Source organism: Pseudomonas alliivorans (assembly GCF_017826695.1).
In the GTDB taxonomy this organism is placed as follows: domain Bacteria; phylum Pseudomonadota; class Gammaproteobacteria; order Pseudomonadales; family Pseudomonadaceae; genus Aquipseudomonas; species Aquipseudomonas alliivorans.
In genome coordinates, this window is sequence record NZ_JAFFZW010000003.1 from 612,692 (window position 1) to 630,132 (window position 17,441).

Here is a 17,441-nt window from a genome sequence, read left to right on the forward strand (position 1 = left end):
CCGATATCTATGAAGGGTACGGGAGCGACTGGCTCCCTCGCATCCTGAAAAATGTGGCTGGTCGATGTGCCCGGCATCTCTAGGATGCCTCAGCCAGTCCGACCTACAGAGTTTTGAACGGTTTAAAAAGCTTTTCGGGCGCCAGATACAACCGCCCGCGTGTCCGTGAAAAGGCAACATAGAGTTTGTTTTTTGTCTGTGGGGGGAGCGCGGCAAGCGAGGATGTCTGGTAGATCTTCCAGTGAGTAGTACCCAGCACTACGCACACATCGTTGTAGTGATCCAAACCCTTACTGGCGCCCCAGTTGTTAGAAAGGCACCCGTATTTGTAATGCTCCTGATAGAACAGCTTCACCACGTTGCCATCCGCGTGTACGGCGTCAGCATCCACTTGATTGGACAGGTGAATGATTTCGGTTTCGTACGTATGCTGTGACTGCATGTCAATCTGGAGATGTGTACGAATAAAATCACATACGGTGACGCCACACCTCCAGCTTCGGCTCAGTGTTTCCTTGTCGACAGTCACACCCGCCTTTTGAAAAAGCTTTTCGTATTTCCCAATGTCAGCGTGTAGCGAGCTGTTCACGTTTCCATCACGACTGGTGTCGAACGTATGCTGGTAGAAGTCACCTACAAACAGCATCTCAACCTTGGCTTTCGCTAATGCCATTAGCAGGTTGAAGTCATGACCAGCTAGGTCTTGAACCTCGTCGACATAGAACTCATCGTAAAAGCGCTCCATTCGCGCCATCACGTCAGGAATTGCATCAACGGTCTCTAGGAGCTTTGCGAGACGATTGTGGTAAACGCTGCCGCTTGTAGTGGCGTAATACGCCATATTGTCCCGCTTGAGCTTTAGCGTACGGGCGTGCGGGGCTCGAAAGCTGATTCCCCGCGTCTGCATATGCACCTGCAGCAGAGGGCGATAGCAGAAGCTATAAAGGAACGTGAAATAACTCAGCAGGTTGATGTTTTTTGGGACATGCCCAAACCGTTCAATGATGCTATCGCGCAAATGGCGATAGTTGTTCTCCGTGTAAGTGATTATCAGCGCGCGCTTTTCTAGGCTCAGACGCTTCACTAGCAAGGTGGTCTTCCCTGATCCTGCCACAGCGAACATCACTCGTTTATCCATTGGATTGCCTCCGCGATGTAGGCCGGAACGGTCAGCTCACCGGGCTTTCCCTTGAGCAGCTCAAACGCGGCTTCTGCCTTGTTTGCCAGCATGTATTCCAAGGGGGAGAGGGTTTTTCGTCCTGGGCCGAAGACGGTCTTGCAGGTTTCCTCGTTGTCGTTGTGCAACCCGATTTCGAAGGTTGAACGGTCATTGTCTTTGTCGGCAAAAACTTGGGCATTGTCTGAAGCGAAATCGGCATAGTTTTCAACGCAGTTTTTCTGATAATCCTTGTCATTGTCTCGTATGGCCGCGACCCGAATTCCGAGCAGGTTAGCGAGCTCCATGTACCTTTTGAAGCTGGTGCCGCCAATGGAGATTATGTGGACATCATCGACGTGCGGCAGACGCCCATTTGAGCATTGCTTGTAGAACTCTTCCACCAGGATGAATTCCGCATCACCTTCAACCAATATCACTTTCTTCGAAAGCGCGAACTCCAGGACGTTGTTGTCCGGAGCTTTCATGAAGAACTCTGCGGTGTCGGGTGATAGAGCTTTAAGTGAGCCAGCAACTGCATTCGGGCCGATCAAAAGGGCATGCCGGAGATCAAGCCTTGAGCAGATATGGCTGCTGTGAGTTGCGATGAAAAGCTGTGTGCTCTTGTTCTCCGCTAGCTTGGCGACGAGTGCTTTCATGGAGGAATGGCTGAGGTGGTTTTCAGGCTCCTCCAAGAGCATTACTTCCAACCCGCCTTGCTTGTGCTTGCTCAGCGCAAATTCAGTCTTGATGAAGCACTGCCTTCCTTTGCCGTGGTTCTCAAGCGGAATATTGTCTTCCGTGATTATTAGGTCAGTTTCCAGGTTAGACCGGACGCTACTCCGCACGTCAAACTGATAAGCGGGTAGGTCAGCGTTGAGCGCGGCGAGATATTTTCCTGTAAACGCCTGCTTGCCTTGGCGATACAGGTTTTCAAGCTTGTACCGGTCTTCTACGGGTGCGTTGAAAGCGTACACGGCTCTGGTGTATTCACGAGATGCGTGGTCGCCATCAATGCGTGAACCGTCTAGCATCATGTGCTTAATGGGGCGGTTGAATGCTGCGTACGGCCTGCCGGCGAACGTCTCAAACCGCACTGCGTAATATTCGAATGGGAAGTTCGGTTGATCATCAGCCAAGATGGCTTGCACCGCTTCGCCATACTCGGCCATCACTGCAAGGATCATGCGCACGCCGTCAGTCTGGCGCTGGTGGGCGTTGTTGGTTCCATACAGGTTTTCGTCGTCACCTTCGTCTAGGAAAACGTCGACTATCAGCTCAGGTAGTTTCTCCAGGCTTTTCTCCCCTGCAAGGAAAGAGTTCACCGAATCCTTGTTGAGCAGTGCTTCTGCACCCAGAGCTTCAATGCGGTTGCGGCTCCCACCGAGCGCGAGGTCTAGGGCAAGCAAAATACTGCTCTTTCCTGCCTCGTTGTTGCCGATCAACACATTCTTCCCAGCTTCGAAATCGAGTGTGAGAGATTTGAATTTCTTGAAATTCTGAATTACCACTTTCCTTATGGTGTGCATGTCTATCCCTGAGCTGAAAAGTCAAAAAATGAGGGGGAGTCACCTGAATTATAGAGTCAGTTTGGTTACGGATTCATAGGTAACATTTGGCTATCTGTAAAGAAACCTATCGTTACGTGATGGCCTCGTCTACCGGTATTTATGTCTCCGAGGCGCCGCATGTTGCCTTCCGCATCTGCGTGCCATTGAGATGCTACTTCGAGAGTCAACCCTGCTTTAAGCGCAAGGCCGGTGGATACGACATCAGGCCTCGGAATGTTTGCATCCCCTGTTTCCGTGACGCCGCTGTCGAAATTGTAATCCCCGGCTAAGCGGGCTGACAGGCGCCTCCCCTCATCATCCTCATCGAGTCATCGCTCAAGCTCTCTGGCTTCATCGAGAGTCAACTCTTGGAGGACATGCACTATGAAAGCTATCAACGTTGTGATTCTTACGTTCAGTTTGGCCCTATCGTCCCTAGCCTCAGCTGAAGGTGGCGGCGACCGTACAGCTGAACGCATGGAACGAGCCCGCGAGACTGCGATGGCCTCTCGCAAGCCTGCCCCAGCAGCAACGCAGGAAGATATCGTCCAAGAAAAGATCGCGGACGAAAAGCGTCCACACCATTGCTGAGCCGACCAGCTTACTGAAATGTAATCACCCCGTTTGCTGGCTTATGGCATCTTCCGATACATCAAGCGCACTAGCTCGTCTAGCGTTAGCCCTTGGGGGCACGCCCAGTGCGCACATCCAACATCCGACTGACGGGACATGAATCGGTATGCAAGCCAAAACCTCTCGGCGCACCTTTGTGAAAGGACTCACCGCAGGCGGGATTCTCGGTGGTTTAGGCCTCTGGCATACCCCAATCTGGGCCGCTCCTAAACCGGGCGAGACCAATGTCTTATCAGGTACAAACTTTGACCTATTCATCGGAGAAACACCGGTAAATATCACTGGGAACTCCCGGACGGCCATGACCATAAACGGTGGTATTCCTGGGCCTCAGCTGCGCTGGCGTGAGGGGGATACTGTGACCTTGCGGGTCAAGAACCGCCTCAAGGATATGACTTCTATCCACTGGCACGGAATTATCCTTCCGGCGAACATGGACGGTGTGCCAGGCCTTAGCTTCCATGGAATTGAGCCTGATGGCACGTACGTCTATCAGTTCCAGGTCAAGCAGAACGGAACGTACTGGTATCACAGTCACTCCGGCTTCCAGGAGCAGGTCGGCGTATACGGCCCTCTGGTCATTGATGCCAAAGAGCCGGAGCCTTTTGAGTATGACCGCGACCTCGTGGTGATGCTTAGCGACTGGACGGATGAAAATCCTGCTTCGCTGATGAAAACACTGAAGAAACAGGCGGATTACTACAACACCCATAAAAGAACAGTGGGTGACTTCATCAATGACGTGGCTGACAAAGGTTGGTCAGCGACCGTCGCTGATCGCAAGATGTGGGCTGAGATGAAGATGAACCCTACGGACATTGCGGACGTCAGTGGTGCGACGTACACCTACTTGATGAACGGACAGGCTCCGGACTCCAATTGGACTGGCACCTTCAAACCGGGCGAAAAGCTCAGGTTGAGGTTCATCAATGGTTCAGCCATGTCCTACTTTGATGTACGAATCCCAGGTTTGAAGATGACTGTTGTGGCCGCTGATGGCCAATACGTCAAACCGGTAAGCGTGGATGAGTTCAGGATCGCCACTGCCGAGACTTTCGATGTGATCGTCGAACCCACGCAAGAGGCCTACACACTGTTTGCGCAGTCGATGGATCGGTCGGGTTACGCCCGAGGCACCCTGGCTGTCCGGTCTGGCATGACTGCTCCTGTACCTGCGCTAGACCCTCGACCTTTAGTCACCATGGCCGACATGGGTATGGCCGGTATGGATCACGGTGGTATGGCCGGCATGGGCGATATGGCTGGAATGGATCACAGCAAAATGGCCGGTATGGGAGACGACTCGATGCAGGGTATGTCAGGTATGGACGGCGGAGCTATGAAAGATAGCTCTGGTGCTATGCAAGGCATGTCCGGTATGGACAGCATGCAGGGAATGGATCACAGCAAAATGGCAACGGGGGGCATGAGTGGCATGGGAGAAATGCAGTCGCACCCAGCCACAGAGTCCAACAATCCCCTCGTCGACATGCAAGCAATGTCGACCTCTCCAAAGCTCGATGATCCTGGCATGGGCCTTCGCGACAATGGTCGAAAGGTGCTGACGTATTCTGATCTGAAAAGCACGTTTGAAGATCCAGATGGCCGTGAGCCAAGTCGCACCATTGAACTGCACTTGACCGGTCATATGGAGAAATTTTCCTGGTCTTTCAACGGCGTGAAGTTTTCAGACGCCGAGCCGGTAAAACTGAAGTACGGCGAGCGAGTTCGGTTCGTTCTCGTGAACGACACCATGATGACTCACCCCATCCACCTGCATGGGATGTGGAGCGACCTTGAAGACGAAAACGGGCAATTCCTTGTCCGCAAACACACCATCGATATGCCGCCAGGATCAAAGCGTAGCTACCGAGTGACTGCTGATGCGTTGGGACGCTGGGCCTATCACTGCCATCTCCTATACCACATGGAAATGGGCATGTTCCGTGAAGTGCGCGTGGAGGAATAAGGAGATGGCTATGAGTAATTTCTTAAGCGGGACTCGCATGCACTCAGCTGTGCTCACGGTCGCTCTCACTGCTGTTGTTGCCTTGCCGGCAGCTGCTGAGTCTACTGGGCAGATGCAGGGTATGGATCAGGGCCAGATGCGGGGTATGGATCACAGCCAAATGCAGGGCATGGATCACAGCCAAATGCAGGGCATGGATCACAGCCAAATGCAGAGTATGGATCACAGCAAAATGGAGGGTATGCAGCCCGCCAAGCAGCCACAAACTCAAAGTCGGACTCCGATACCACCACTGACAGATGCTGACAGAGCCGCAGTTTATAACGCCCCTGGTGGTCACGAAGTCCATGACAGTGCTCTCAACTCATTTTTTATATTTGAGAAGCTGGAATGGCAGGATGCTGACGATGGAAGCGCGCTGAACTGGGAAGCCCAGGGTTGGATAGGGGGAGATGTTGATCGGCTTTGGTTGCGCACCGAAGGGGAGCGCACCAATGGGAAGACTGAAGAAGCTGAGGTTCACGCTCTATGGGGACACGCCATCAGCCCTTGGTGGGATCTGGTCGGCGGGGTTCGTCAAGACTTCAAACCAGGCGACCCTCAGACGTGGGCTGCTTTCGGTATCCAAGGCTTGGCTCTCTACAATTTCGAGGCCAAAGCGACTGCTTATCTCGGGGAAGGTGGCCAGACCGCTGCTCGGCTGGAAGGGGACTACGACATTCTCCTTACCAACAAGCTGATATTGCAACCGACGGCAGAATTCAATTTTTACGGAAAAAACGATCCCCAGCGTGGAGTGGGTTCGGGGCTGTCTGAAAGTGAAGTTGGTTTGCGGCTCAGATACGAAATCCGTCCGCAGTTTGCACCCTACGTCGGTGTGACTTGGAATCGGTCTTATGGAAAAACCGCAGACTATGCCCGCGAGGAAGGTGAAGACAATAGCGAAGCACGCCTAGTGGTCGGCGTCCGAGTTTGGTTCTAATCGAAGTTAGCGTCACCCAATAATTATCTCACCTCATTACAACAGCTTCGTGCTGTGAGGAGCCTTGCATGTCCGTTTTCAAATCCTGTGTTGTGGCAGTTGCTCTTTCATCCAGCTTACTGCTCAGTGCAGTTGCCCAAGCCCACCCGAAGCTGCTGTCTTCAACTCCTGCTGAAGGTGAGAGCGGCCAAGCTCCGGCAAAGATTGAGCTGCACTTTTCTGAAAACTTGGTCACTCAGTTTTCCGGAGCCAAGTTGATCATGACCGACATGCCTGGCATGCCTAATTCACCTATGGGTGTGAAGGCGAGCGTGGCCGGCGGCGGTGATCCCAAAACGATGGTCGTAACTCCTGCCACCCCTCTCACAACTGGCACCTATAAAGTGGAGTGGCGAGCCGTTTCGTCCGACACCCACCCGATCACCGGCGCCGTAACTTTCAAAGTGAAATAAGCATGAGCGACTCTTTGAATGTAGTGCTGCGCCTCGCGCTCTACCTGGATCTAATGCTCCTGTTCGGACTCGCGGTCTTTGGGCTATACAGTCTTCGGGGGAAGGAACGAGCATCGGGAACAGTTCTGCATTTTGGGTCGCTACTCCCTGGCATTGCCGCAGTAGGTATGCTTTTGTCTCTAGCCGCCTTTGTCGTTATGACAAAAAATATGAGCGGTGCCTCCGACTGGGCAGAGCTTCGGCCCCACCTGGAAATGATGCTGTACGAGACAGAAGTCGGCTACAGCTGGCTTACACGCATGATCTCGCTCGCGGTGGTGATTTTCTTCGGAAGCCAGAGTAAGCGATGGCCAACAGGCAGTCTCTGGATCGCTACTTTGGCGGGTAGCATCGCGTTGGCCACGCTCCCGTGGACAGGTCACGGGGCGATGGACGAAGGGGTGCGACGGTTTTGGCACTTTGCGGCTGATATTCTGCATCTACTAGCCGCTGGCGGATGGATAGGAGCTCTCGCGGCGTTCGGCCTGATGTTGAGCATCAGGAGGTCTAATTCGGAGCAACTCGTACGAGTGCTGTCACGAGCGCTCAAGGGCTTCGAGACAGCAGGCGCGTTCATTGTTGGTACGATCATAGTCACGGGTATCGCTAACTATCTTTTCATCGTCGGGCCGACATTGTTAGACGTCGTGACCAGTACCTATGGCATCCTTCTGCTCGTTAAAATCCTGCTTTTTGGATGCATGATTGGGCTGGCAACCCTCAATCGTTTTTACCTGAGCCCTTCACTCGAACGCTCTGTGGAGGCCGGTGAATATTCCCTGGCAGCAACTGCTTTGAGAAAAAGCGTAGTTATTGAGTCAACCTGTGCGGTTGTCATCGTCTGCTTGGTGGCATGGCTAGGGACATTGAGTCCTTCAATCGATATGGCTCAAGGGTGAGCTAGCAGCTAGATCTGAGCGAGCCCGAAGCCGCTCAGATCCGAGCCTAACTATCGGCTGACGGGGTAGTCAGCAACCACTTCTTGCGCTCCTGCCTTGGTAACCCCCAGGACTTGATAAGGTTGACGGTTCTGGCCGTAGTCCATGCCGGGAGAACCTGCGGGCATACCTGGCACTGCGATTCCTGCGAGGTCGGAGCGACCACTCAGCTTCTTGATTTCATCAGCTGGCACATGTCCCTCTACAAACTTGCCGTCGATAACACCCGTATGGCACGACGCTAGTCCCTGCGGCACTCCCAGGCTCTGCTTGATAGCACTCATATTACCTTCGACGTGGTCTACCACCTTAAATCCGTTTGATTCAAGGTGCTTGACCCATTCCTTGCAGCAGCCGCAATTCGCGTCACGATGCACGTCAATTGTGAGCGGCTCAGCGGCCTGTGCGATACCACACATCACCAACCCCATAGCGACCAAAAGCTTTCGTTTGGACATCTCAATGCACCTCATCACGTTTTAGTACGGTCACTCTGTATGCCTTTGGCATCCGCACCCTCTGGCAGGTAGGTTAAGCGCAAAAAATCAGATCGCGATTACATTTTTGTAAGCCGCCCGCTAGCCGCTGTCACCGTAAGCCGGCCTATCGTAACTGGGAGGTATGTGTTGGCTGTTGAGCCAATTACATTTACGTAAGCTTGCGCACAGTTGCCAGATTGGTAGCACACTAGAACACCGTAGAACCGGAGCCCGTTGATGAAACTCTTGGTCGCAGAAGATGAACCTAAAATCGGCATGTACTTACAGCAGGGCCTCGTGGAGGCAGGCTTCAGTGTCGACCGAGTCATGACGGGGACAGAGGCGCTACATCAAGCGCTGAGCGAGACCTACGATCTCCTGATTCTGGACGTGATGATGCCGGGCGTCGATGGCTGGGAAGTCATTCGGGGTGTACGTGCATCCGGTAGCCCAGTCCCCGTGCTCTTCCTAACGGCCAGGGATGGAGTCGATGATCGGGTCAAAGGGTTAGAGTTGGGCGCGGACGACTATCTCGTTAAACCCTTCGCATTTTCCGAACTACTAGCCCGCGTCAGAAGCTTGCTTCGCCGTGGCTCCGCCGTACCCAACCAGACATCTATCAGGATCGGAGATCTGGAAGTCGACCTGCTAAAGCGCCGGGCCTCACGCTCAGGTCGTCGCATTGACCTTACCGCGAAGGAATTCTCGCTTTTGGAACTCCTTATGCGCCGTAGAGGGGAGGTCTTGCCGAAATCACTGATCGCATCGCAGGTCTGGGATATGAACTTCGACAGTGATACCAATGTAATCGAAGTCGCGATTCGCCGCCTCAGGGCCAAAATCGACGATGATTTCGACACCAAGCTGATTCAGACCACGAGGGGAATGGGCTACATGCTAGACGCTCCAGACTCCGAATGAAGCGAGCATCTCTTACACGTCGTTTGAGCATGATGTTCGTCTGTGCTGTGGTTGCCGTGCTGGTTGTAGCTGGCTTTACCTTCGATGCGTTCAGTCGTCATCACTTCAAAGGCCTCGACCGTCAACTCATGCTCGAAAAGCTCGAATCCATTCGGCAAATCATGGATGGCGAAGCTGGCTCCGTAGACTCTTCAGAGGTGGTGCTACAGCTGCAAGCATTATTAGGCGCCCATCAGGAGCTTTCAGCATCGATTGTCACTGAAAGCGGGAGGACAATCTTCGCTACTTCCAACGGAGCTGCACAACCTCCCTTCAGCGCTCAAGAGGCTGGGCAGGATATGCTCGAGTGGACGGCTGGCGGCCATATGTACCGAGGCATGAAAGCCCAGGTTCGATTGGTGAGTGAGGCTGAGCCACTGACCGCATGGTTGAGCTTGGACATCACCAGTCATATGCATTTCGTCGAAACCTTGCGCTGGTGGTTGGTAATCGGGCTGGCTATCAGCGCTTTGGTCAGCGCGGCTTTAGGATGGCTGGTGGCGCGTAGTGGGCTTAAGCCGGTCGCGCAAGTCACACAGGTCGCAGCTTCGATGTCAGTCGGATCGCTAAAAGAGCGCATCCCGCTGGAATCAGTGCCCCGCGAACTTGAGCTTCTCGTATCTTCGTTCAATGCCATGCTAGGTCGCCTTGAGGATTCATTTGTCAGGCTATCCAATTTTTCAGCTGATATCGCGCATGAATTACGGACTCCTATCAGCAATCTGCGCACACACACTGAGGTCATTCTCACGAAGAAACGTGCGCCAGAGGATTACGAGGAGAACCTATATTCCAATCTGGAAGATCTCAACCGGCTTTCCGGGATTATTGATGGCATGCTGTTCTTGGCAAAGTCGGACAACGGCTTGGTTCTACCCGCCAAAGAGAAAATTGAGTTGCGTTCCGTCGTTGAGAAACTCTTCGAGTATTACCAGTTGCTGGCTGATGATACTCGAGTAAAGCTGCAGGTCTCCGGACACGGCACGGTCTACGGTGACGGGACTATGTTGGATAGGATGATCTCTAATTTACTGTCAAATGCGCTCAGGTATACGCCACCTGACTGCACGATCTCTGTAAAAATCGAGTCGCTGGGGAGCATGATCAGCCTGTCAGTGACGAACCCTGGAGAGGAGATAGCTGCAGAGCATCTGCCGCGCCTGTTTGACCGCTTTTTCAGAGTCGATCCTGCACGGAGAGAGGGCGCTACGAGCAATGCTGGATTAGGTTTGGCAATCGTCAAATCGTTGGTTGAGGCCCATGACGGCACCGTCGGATGCGTCTCCAGCGACGGTCATACGGCTTTTGTGATCCGTTTACCCGCGTGGCGTGCTGGCTCTGAGTGAGCTTTCGGCTAAGGCGCCGTGCGGGTGAATGAGTTCATCACCATCATTGATTTATTCTTGATCTTCTAATCGTAATGTTGGCTTAACCCGTTTCGGGTGCAATAGATCTCGAGATGCTTTGAAGTCAGGTCGATGCTGGTATGTTCAATTGTACGAGCCACTTTCAGCAACTACACTCCAACGCATGAAACGCTACCTGCGGTTTTGCATTATCTTCATGATTAGCTTGGCGCTTCCCCTCAGTGGGATGGCGGGCGTTCAGGCACCCACAGAGCCTTGCCCTATGAAAGCGATGGGCATGGCGATGATGGACGACATGGGAATGGACTGCTGTAACGATATGAAAAGCCCTACCGAGCACGGTAACCCTTGCAAGCCAGGCCAGGAATGCAAGACAGGTGGCATGTTGCAAGTGTCGTTCTTCAAGCCCCCCGTAAATCTGTTTAGTCCTGTAGTGCTTTCCTTTTCCAGCGATACCCTGCCTGTACAGACCCCGTCAGGGGTGTGGCGACCGCCACGCATTTGATTCCTGTCCCGCATTGAGCCTCATTCCGCATAAGCGGGATGGACTGGCTGTGCGCATGTCTTTTGACGCGTGCAGTGGATGATCACAGGAATCGTAAACATGAACTCCAAGTGCAATCGCATAGGCTGGTCTCTCGTGACTGGCTTGGCGGCGGGCGTGCTGGCATTGCCGGGTTTCGCTGCCGGCTTGACGCTCGATGAGGCGTTGCGGCTGGCCGAGAGCAATGCGCCGTCACTAGCCGCACAAGACGCGAAAATTCAGGCTGCCAGCAGTGCAGCCATCCCCATTGGTGAATTACCTGATCCCAAGTTATTGGTGGGTGTGCAGAACTACCCCATTGGCGGCCCGGATCGCTGGAGCATCGACCAGGACTTCATGACCATGCAAATGGTCGGGGTCAGGCAGGAGATGCCCAATAGCGACAAGCGCAAAGCGCGCATCGAGGTCGCCGATGCTGCTGTTGATCGCGCTGTTGCGGAGCGTAGAGTCGAACGTCTGAAGGTACGCCAGTCCACGGCATTGGCCTGGATCAGTAGCTATGCAGTTGAGCGTAAAGATGCGCTGTTCCAGGACTTCTACAAAGAAAACCGATTATTGACCGATGCCGTCCGAGCCCAAATCGCCGGGGGCCGCGCTCAGCCCGCCGATGCGGTGACACCCAAGCAGGAAGCAGCTCAACTGGCAGAGCAACAGGACGATCTGATTCTCCAGAGAGCACAGGCCCGAGCGGCCCTCAAACGCTGGATTGGCTCCGCCGCCAACGACAAGCCTGTGGGCAGCTTGCCTGAATGGGCAGTCGACACCTCAAGTTACTCCCATAAACTGCAACACCATCCCGAGTTGGCAGCGTATGCGCCGATGACCCGCGAAGCGCAAGCCAAGGTTCGTGAAGCCGTGTCGGAGAAACAGTCAGACTGGAGCTGGGAACTGGATTACCAGCGCCGTGGCCGTGAGTTCGGCGATATGGTCAGCGTGCAATTTTCTTGGGATCTGCCGCTGTTTCCTGACTCTCGCCAGAACCCAAAAATCGCAGCCAAACAGGCGGAACTCAGTCAGCTTGAGGCCGAGCGCGAAGCCCTGTCACGCGAGCATACCCAGCAACTGGAAAACGAACTGGCTGACTATGAGCGCCTGAATCGTGCGGTACGCCGTAACCAGGAAAGCCTGTTGCCGCTGGCTAAGGAAAAGGTCGAACTCAGCATGGCCAGTTATCGCTCGGGCAAAGGCGATTTAAACGCCGTTGTTGCCGCCCGACGTGAACTCATCGAGGCCCGCCTCAAACAGATCGACGTGGAGGAGCAGCGAGCGCTGACCAGTGCGCGTTTGTATTTTGCTTATGGGGAGTTCAGCCAATGATCCTTAAAAAAGGGAACGGGGCATTGCTGGTAGGCATCTCGCTGGCATTGGGTGTTGCCGGTGGTTTTTGGTTGGCGCATCAGCGCATGAGTGGACTACCAAATACCACACAGGAGCAGAGCCTAAATTCACCGGGCGAACGCAAAGCACTGTATTGGTACGACCCCATGTACCCGCAGCAAAAGTTCGACAAGCCAGGTAAATCACCCTTCATGGATATGCAACTGGTTCCTCAGTACGCCGGTGGCCCAGGGGATCGGGCGACCGTTAGTATCGATCCGAGTCTGACCCAGAATCTCGGCCTGCGTTTTGCAACAGTCACCCGTGGAATCTTTGACTCCAGCCTTGATGTGACGGGTGTCTTGGGATTCAACGAACGTGATGTCGCTGTAATTCAGGCGCGCACCACGGGCTTTGTGGAGCGGGTTTATGCCCACGCTCCCGGTGATGTGCTCAAAGCCAACGCGGCGTTGGCGGATATCCTGGTGCCTGAATGGGTGGCTGCCCAGACAGAATTTCTAGCATTGAAGCGCAGCGGGGATGCTGACCTGTTGGCTGCGGCCCGCGAGCGACTGCGGCTCACAGGGATGCCGGCAGCACTGATTACTCAGTTAGAGCGTGGCGGTAAGGTTCAGCCCTACCTGACGCTTACCAGCCCCATTGCCGGTGTATTGCAAGAGCTGAACGTACGAACGGGTATGACCGTGGCGACTGGCGACACGCTGGCACGCGTCAATGGCTTGAGCAGTGTCTGGCTTGCCGTGGCCGTTCCAGAATCGGATGCCGGATCGATCACCGAGGGGCAGGTAGTCGAAGTGCATCTACTAGCCTTCCCAGGTGCAACACTCAGTGGCAAAGTCAGCGCGGTGTTGCCCGAGACCAACCAGGACAGCCGGACTCTTCGCGTGCGAGTGGAGCTCCCCAATCCCGACGGACGCCTCAGACCGGGTTTGACGGCGCAGGTACGCCTGACTCACTCGACCGGGCAAAGCGTGTTGTGGGTGCCGAGCGAGGCCGTCATCCGCACTGGCCGACGTGCCTTGGTGATGCTCGCCGAAGGCGCGGGCCGCTACCGTCCAGTGGAGGTGCATCTCGGGCAGGAAAGTGATGGCAAGACGGCGATAGTGAAAGGTCTGGAAGAAGGCCAGAAGGTTGTTACGTCTGGCCAGTTCCTGCTCGACTCGGAGGCCAGTCTCAAGGGAATCGTTGCAAGCTCGGAGGAAGAGTCACTGCCCAGCGCAGCAACCTCCAGTTTTCATGAGGCGGATGGGCAGATCGTTGAGATCAACGACAAAGAAGTCACACTCGCCCATGGCCCCTTCAAGACGCTGGGCATGCCTGGCATGACGATGACTTTCCCACTCGCGAACCCGGCCCTGATGCAGGGCCTCAAAACGGGTGACAAGGTTCGGGTCGCGGTGAGCCAGACTGACGATGGCTTGCGTGTTGAGCGCCTGGATAAATCGGGAGGCCAGCCATGATTGCTGCCCTCATTCGTTGGTCGGTGGCCAACCGATTCCTGGTACTACTGGCGACACTGTTCGTCACGGCTTGGGGTATTTGGTCGGTGCAGAGCACGCCCATCGATGCGCTGCCGGATCTCTCCGATGTGCAGGTAATCATCCGGACACCTTACGCAGGCCAGGCACCGCAGATTGTCGAAAATCAGGTGACCTATCCGTTGGCGACCACCATGCTCTCGGTGCCAGGCGCAAAGACCGTCCGTGGTTATTCCTTCTTCGGTGACAGCTTCGTCTACGTGCTGTTCGAGGACGGGACTGACCTGTACTGGGCCCGGTCACGAGTGTTGGAGTATCTGAGCCAGATACAAGGTCGGTTGCCAGCCAGCGCCAAACCCGCGTTGGGGCCGGACGCGACGGGCGTGGGTTGGATCTATCAGTACGCACTGGTGGATCGCAGCGGCGGACACGATCTGGCACAGCTTCGCGCGCTTCAGGATTGGTTTCTAAAGTTTGAACTCAAAACCCTGCCGAACGTTGCGGAGGTGGCCACTGTGGGAGGTATGGTCAAGCAGTACCAGGTGCAGCTTGACCCGCTCAAACTGGCCAGCCTCGGTATCACTCAAGCTGAGGTAACCGAGGCCATCGGCAAGGCCAATCAGGAAACCGGTGGTGCCGTGCTGGAGATGGCTGAGACCGAGTTCATTGTGCGGGCCTCAGGCTACCTAAAAACACTCAATGACTTTCGTGCTATCCCTTTGAAGCTCGGTGCAGGAGGTGTACCGGTGAGTCTTGGCGATGTCGCCACGATCCAGTTGGGGCCGGAAATGCGGCGTGGCATTACCGAACTCGATGGCGAAGGCGAGACCGTCGGCGGCGTGGTGATTTTGCGCAGCGGCAAGAATGCTCGCGAGACCATTGCGGCGGTCAAGACGAAGCTCGACGAACTGAAAAGCAGTTTGCCGGCTGGAGTAGAAATCGTCACAACGTATGACCGCAGCAAACTGATCGACCGTGCTGTGGAAAACCTCAGTCAGAAGCTCATCGAAGAGTTCATCGTTGTCGCATTGGTCTGTGGGATATTCCTGTGGCACTTGCGCTCATCGCTGGTGGCGATCATCTCCCTGCCGGTGGGTGTGCTGATTGCCTTCATCGTAATGCGTTACCAAGGGATCAACGCCAACATCATGTCCTTGGGTGGGATTGCCATCGCCATCGGCGCCATGGTCGATGCCGCCGTGGTGATGATCGAGAACGCCCATAAAAAGATCGAGGCCTGGCATGCGGCCAATCCTGGGGAGGAACTGAAGGGCGAGCGGCATTGGCACGTGATGACCGAAGCAGCGGCAGAGGTAGGCCCTGCGCTATTCTTCTGTCTGCTGATCATCACCCTGTCTTTCATTCCGGTGTTCACCCTGGAAGCGCAAGAGGGACGGTTGTTCGGCCCGTTGGCTTTCACCAAAACCTACGCCATGGCCGCAGCGGCGGGATTGTCAGTGACCCTGGTGCCAGTGCTGATGGGCTATTGGATTCGGGGGCGAATCCCCACTGAACAACAGAACCCGTTGAACCGGTGGTTGATTCGGATATATCAGCCTGCCCTAGACGCAGTCTTGCGTCGACCAAGGATCACGCTGCTTATTGCGTTGTTGGTATTTGTCAGCGCGCTATGGCCGATGTCGCGCTTGGGCGGCGAGTTTCTCCCCCCGTTGGACGAGGGCGATCTGCTCTATATGCCTTCAGCTCTGCCGGGATTGTCGGCGCAGAAAGCGGCGCAGTTGCTGCAACAAACCGACCGCCTAATTAAGACTGTTCCAGAGATCGAACACGTCTTTGGTAAAGCAGGACGTGCTGAAACTGCCACCGACCCGGCACCGCTGGAAATGTTTGAAACCACCATTCAGTTCAAACCGCATGAGCAATGGCGTGCAGGCATGACGCAGGAAAAATTGGTGGAGGAACTGGATCGAGTGGTACGAGTACCTGGCCTTACAAATATATGGATACCACCGATTTGCAACCGTATCGACATGCTGGCCACTGGGATCAAAAGTCCCATCGGAGTGAAAGTTGCTGGCACCAACCTGACGGACATCGATGCCGCTACTCAGGCCGTCGAGCGCGTTGCCAAAGGCGTGCCCGGTGTCAGTTCGGCCTTAGCTGAGCGACTAACCGGTGGCCGTTATATCGATGTGAATATCGACCGTAAAGCCGCAGCCCGGTACGGACTGAATATCGCCGATGTGCAGTCCATTGTGGCCGGTGCTATCGGCGGTGAAAACGTCGGGGAGACTATTGAAGGGCTCGCACGCTTCCCGATCAACGTGCGTTATCCAAGGGAGTGGCGTGATTCGGTCGGTGCCCTGGAGCAATTACCGATCTATACCCCGTTGGGTAGCCAGATTACGCTCGGCACGGTCGCGAAGGTCAAGGTCACGGATGGCCCACCAATGCTTAAGAGCGAGAACGCAAGGCCCTCAGGCTGGGTGTACATCGATGTGCGTGGACGGGACATTGCCTCGGTTGTTGCTGATTTGCGTCGAGCGGTAGATGAACAGGTCAAGTTGCAGCCTGGCATGAGCCTGAACTACTCGGGACAGTTTGAGTTTCTGGAACGCGCTAACGCACGCCTCAAACTGGTGGTGCCTGCCACGCTGTTGATCATCTTCGTGCTGCTCTACCTGACTTTTGCCCGATTCGATGAGGCAATGCTGATCATGGCCACTCTGCCATTCGCACTGACTGGCGGGGCATGGTTCCTCTATCTGTTGGGGTTCAACCTGTCGGTTGCAACCGGGGTCGGCTTTATCGCACTGGCCGGTGTTTCTGCCGAATTTGGCGTGATCATGCTGCTCTACCTGAAGAACGCCTGGGCCGAACGTGAAGACCTCGGCGACAACACTGAACGTGGGCTGGTTGCGGCCATTCGCGAAGGCGCTGTGCAGCGCGTTCGACCCAAGGCCATGACCGTTGCCGTGATCATTGCCGGCCTTTTACCCATCTTGTTGGGCAGCGGTACTGGTAGCGAAGTGATGAGCCGCATTGCCGCGCCTATGGTCGGCGGTATGGTCACGGCACCTTTGCTTTCCCTGTTTGTCATTCCGGCAGCCTATCGTCTGATGCGTCGTCGGCACCTCTCAGTTGCACCCATCAAGCCTCAAGGAAAAGTCGTATGAAACTGACCATGATTGCGGTTGCAAGCACCGTATTTGCGCTTTCACTTTCTGTCCATGCGGAGGACATGCCAGGCATGAAAATGGACGGCACGGCGGGCATGGAAATGAAGCAGAATGCAAGACAGGCTCAAGTTGCCAATGCCGAGGGAACGATCAAGGCTATAGATACTACGAAGCATACGGTGACCCTCTCCCATGGAGCTGTTCCAGCCGTGCAATGGCCGCCGATGACCATGGCCTTTTCCGTAACGGAGGATCAGATGAAAGGGCTGGCGGTTGGTGACCGGGTATCGTTCTTCTTTAAGCTGGTGGATGGCAAAGCCGCAATTGTTTCCATTAATAAATAGGGCCGTATTGATGAGAATGATCGGCACTCCGTGCCGGTCATGCCTTGAACCTTATGATCGTGGCGGGTTGTT

The 17,441-nt window shown here is 54.8% G+C and carries 15 protein-coding genes; 12 read left to right on the forward strand and 3 right to left on the reverse strand.

What is annotated here, in order from left to right; translation table 11 throughout:
* Nucleotides 1-103: 103 nt before the first annotated feature.
* Nucleotides 104-1,138, reverse strand: coding sequence for a DEAD/DEAH box helicase family protein (locus JTJ32_RS12025; protein ID WP_200986561.1), 1,035 nt, complete (start codon nucleotides 1,136-1,138; stop codon nucleotides 104-106).
* Complete coding sequence (locus tag JTJ32_RS12030; RefSeq protein WP_200986560.1) at nucleotides 1,123-2,685, reverse strand: ATP-dependent nuclease; 1,563 nt, start codon at nucleotides 2,683-2,685, stop codon at nucleotides 1,123-1,125. Before JTJ32_RS12030 ends, JTJ32_RS12025 begins: the two co-directional genes overlap by 16 nt.
* 405 nt (nucleotides 2,686-3,090) lie before the next feature.
* Here JTJ32_RS12030 and JTJ32_RS26595 point away from each other — a divergent pair, with 405 nt between their 5' ends.
* The 5 genes from JTJ32_RS26595 (at nucleotide 3,091) to copD (ending at nucleotide 7,680) form a co-directional block, all read left to right on the forward strand.
* A complete protein-coding gene (locus JTJ32_RS26595) occupies nucleotides 3,091-3,297 on the forward strand; it encodes a co-regulatory protein PtrA N-terminal domain-containing protein (protein WP_058428046.1) in 207 nt (68 codons plus the stop codon).
* A gap of 148 nt (nucleotides 3,298-3,445) precedes the next feature.
* Nucleotides 3,446-5,308, forward strand: a complete 1,863-nt coding sequence (locus JTJ32_RS12035) for a copper resistance system multicopper oxidase (RefSeq protein WP_058428047.1) — start codon at nucleotides 3,446-3,448, stop codon at nucleotides 5,306-5,308.
* Nucleotides 5,309-5,318: 10 nt separating this feature from the next.
* Nucleotides 5,319-6,290 (forward strand): copper resistance protein B, encoded by a 972-nt coding sequence (locus JTJ32_RS12040; RefSeq protein WP_210042156.1) that lies wholly within the window; start codon nucleotides 5,319-5,321, stop codon nucleotides 6,288-6,290.
* A 68-nt stretch (nucleotides 6,291-6,358) separates the two neighbouring features.
* On the forward strand, nucleotides 6,359-6,742 hold the full coding sequence (gene copC, locus JTJ32_RS12045; protein WP_058428049.1) for a copper homeostasis periplasmic binding protein CopC: 384 nt from the start codon (nucleotides 6,359-6,361) through the stop codon (nucleotides 6,740-6,742).
* Between the two features lie 2 nt (nucleotides 6,743-6,744).
* The gene (gene copD, locus JTJ32_RS12050; RefSeq protein ID WP_058428050.1) at nucleotides 6,745-7,680 is read left to right on the forward strand and encodes a copper homeostasis membrane protein CopD; all 936 of its coding nucleotides are present in this window, start codon (nucleotides 6,745-6,747) and stop codon (nucleotides 7,678-7,680) included.
* A gap of 50 nt (nucleotides 7,681-7,730) precedes the next feature.
* Here the strand turns inward: copD and JTJ32_RS12055 are convergent, their stop codons facing one another.
* The gene (locus JTJ32_RS12055; RefSeq protein WP_058428067.1) at nucleotides 7,731-8,177 is read right to left on the reverse strand and encodes a DUF411 domain-containing protein; all 447 of its coding nucleotides are present in this window, start codon (nucleotides 8,175-8,177) and stop codon (nucleotides 7,731-7,733) included.
* Between the two features lie 258 nt (nucleotides 8,178-8,435).
* Between JTJ32_RS12055 and JTJ32_RS12060 the strand changes: the two genes are divergently transcribed.
* The 7 genes from JTJ32_RS12060 to JTJ32_RS12085 all read left to right on the forward strand — a co-directional run bounded on the left by JTJ32_RS12060 (nucleotide 8,436) and on the right by JTJ32_RS12085 (nucleotide 17,369).
* Nucleotides 8,436-9,119: a heavy metal response regulator transcription factor gene (locus JTJ32_RS12060; protein WP_058428051.1), complete on the forward strand. Its 684-nt coding sequence runs from the start codon at nucleotides 8,436-8,438 to the stop codon at nucleotides 9,117-9,119.
* Entirely contained in the window at nucleotides 9,116-10,504 is a 1,389-nt protein-coding gene (locus JTJ32_RS12065; RefSeq protein ID WP_058428052.1) for a heavy metal sensor histidine kinase, read from the forward strand. Before JTJ32_RS12060 ends, JTJ32_RS12065 begins: the two co-directional genes overlap by 4 nt.
* A gap of 184 nt (nucleotides 10,505-10,688) precedes the next feature.
* Nucleotides 10,689-11,030, forward strand: a complete 342-nt coding sequence (locus tag JTJ32_RS26415; RefSeq protein ID WP_058428053.1) for a hypothetical protein — start codon at nucleotides 10,689-10,691, stop codon at nucleotides 11,028-11,030.
* A gap of 99 nt (nucleotides 11,031-11,129) precedes the next feature.
* Nucleotides 11,130-12,386 carry a TolC family protein gene (locus tag JTJ32_RS12070; RefSeq protein ID WP_200986554.1) on the forward strand — a complete coding sequence of 419 codons (1,257 nt, stop codon included), beginning with the start codon at nucleotides 11,130-11,132 and terminating at the stop codon, nucleotides 12,384-12,386.
* Nucleotides 12,383-13,867, forward strand: a complete 1,485-nt coding sequence (locus tag JTJ32_RS12075) for an efflux RND transporter periplasmic adaptor subunit (protein WP_200986553.1) — start codon at nucleotides 12,383-12,385, stop codon at nucleotides 13,865-13,867. Before JTJ32_RS12070 ends, JTJ32_RS12075 begins: the two co-directional genes overlap by 4 nt.
* A complete protein-coding gene (locus JTJ32_RS12080) occupies nucleotides 13,864-17,022 on the forward strand; it encodes an efflux RND transporter permease subunit (protein ID WP_210042158.1) in 3,159 nt (1,052 codons plus the stop codon). The genes JTJ32_RS12075 and JTJ32_RS12080 overlap by 4 nt, the downstream gene beginning before the upstream one ends.
* The gene (locus JTJ32_RS12085) at nucleotides 17,019-17,369 is read left to right on the forward strand and encodes a copper-binding protein (RefSeq protein WP_200986551.1); all 351 of its coding nucleotides are present in this window, start codon (nucleotides 17,019-17,021) and stop codon (nucleotides 17,367-17,369) included. The genes JTJ32_RS12080 and JTJ32_RS12085 overlap by 4 nt, the downstream gene beginning before the upstream one ends.
* Nucleotides 17,370-17,441 lie beyond the last annotated feature (72 nt).

What these genes read in the sequence shown, in the direction of transcription:
- JTJ32_RS26595 (WP_058428046.1), top strand. Translation starts at nt 3,091, where the DNA reads ATGAAAGCTATCAACGTTGTGATTCTTACGTTCAGTTTGGCCCTATCG.
- copC (WP_058428049.1), top strand. Translation starts at nt 6,359, where the DNA reads ATGTCCGTTTTCAAATCCTGTGTTGTGGCAGTTGCTCTTTCATCCAGC.
- JTJ32_RS12030 (WP_200986560.1), bottom strand. Translation starts at nt 2,685, where the DNA reads ATGCACACCATAAGGAAAGTGGTAATTCAGAATTTCAAGAAATTCAAA.
- copD (WP_058428050.1), top strand. Translation starts at nt 6,745, where the DNA reads ATGAGCGACTCTTTGAATGTAGTGCTGCGCCTCGCGCTCTACCTGGAT.
- JTJ32_RS12085 (WP_200986551.1), top strand. Translation starts at nt 17,019, where the DNA reads ATGAAACTGACCATGATTGCGGTTGCAAGCACCGTATTTGCGCTTTCA.
- JTJ32_RS12040 (WP_210042156.1), top strand. Translation starts at nt 5,319, where the DNA reads ATGAGTAATTTCTTAAGCGGGACTCGCATGCACTCAGCTGTGCTCACG.
- JTJ32_RS12070 (WP_200986554.1), top strand. Translation starts at nt 11,130, where the DNA reads ATGAACTCCAAGTGCAATCGCATAGGCTGGTCTCTCGTGACTGGCTTG.
- JTJ32_RS12060 (WP_058428051.1), top strand. Translation starts at nt 8,436, where the DNA reads ATGAAACTCTTGGTCGCAGAAGATGAACCTAAAATCGGCATGTACTTA.
- JTJ32_RS12055 (WP_058428067.1), bottom strand. Translation starts at nt 8,177, where the DNA reads ATGTCCAAACGAAAGCTTTTGGTCGCTATGGGGTTGGTGATGTGTGGT.
- JTJ32_RS26415 (WP_058428053.1), top strand. Translation starts at nt 10,689, where the DNA reads ATGAAACGCTACCTGCGGTTTTGCATTATCTTCATGATTAGCTTGGCG.
- JTJ32_RS12075 (WP_200986553.1), top strand. Translation starts at nt 12,383, where the DNA reads ATGATCCTTAAAAAAGGGAACGGGGCATTGCTGGTAGGCATCTCGCTG.
- JTJ32_RS12035 (WP_058428047.1), top strand. Translation starts at nt 3,446, where the DNA reads ATGCAAGCCAAAACCTCTCGGCGCACCTTTGTGAAAGGACTCACCGCA.
- JTJ32_RS12080 (WP_210042158.1), top strand. Translation starts at nt 13,864, where the DNA reads ATGATTGCTGCCCTCATTCGTTGGTCGGTGGCCAACCGATTCCTGGTA.
- JTJ32_RS12025 (WP_200986561.1), bottom strand. Translation starts at nt 1,138, where the DNA reads ATGGATAAACGAGTGATGTTCGCTGTGGCAGGATCAGGGAAGACCACC.
- JTJ32_RS12065 (WP_058428052.1), top strand. Translation starts at nt 9,116, where the DNA reads ATGAAGCGAGCATCTCTTACACGTCGTTTGAGCATGATGTTCGTCTGT.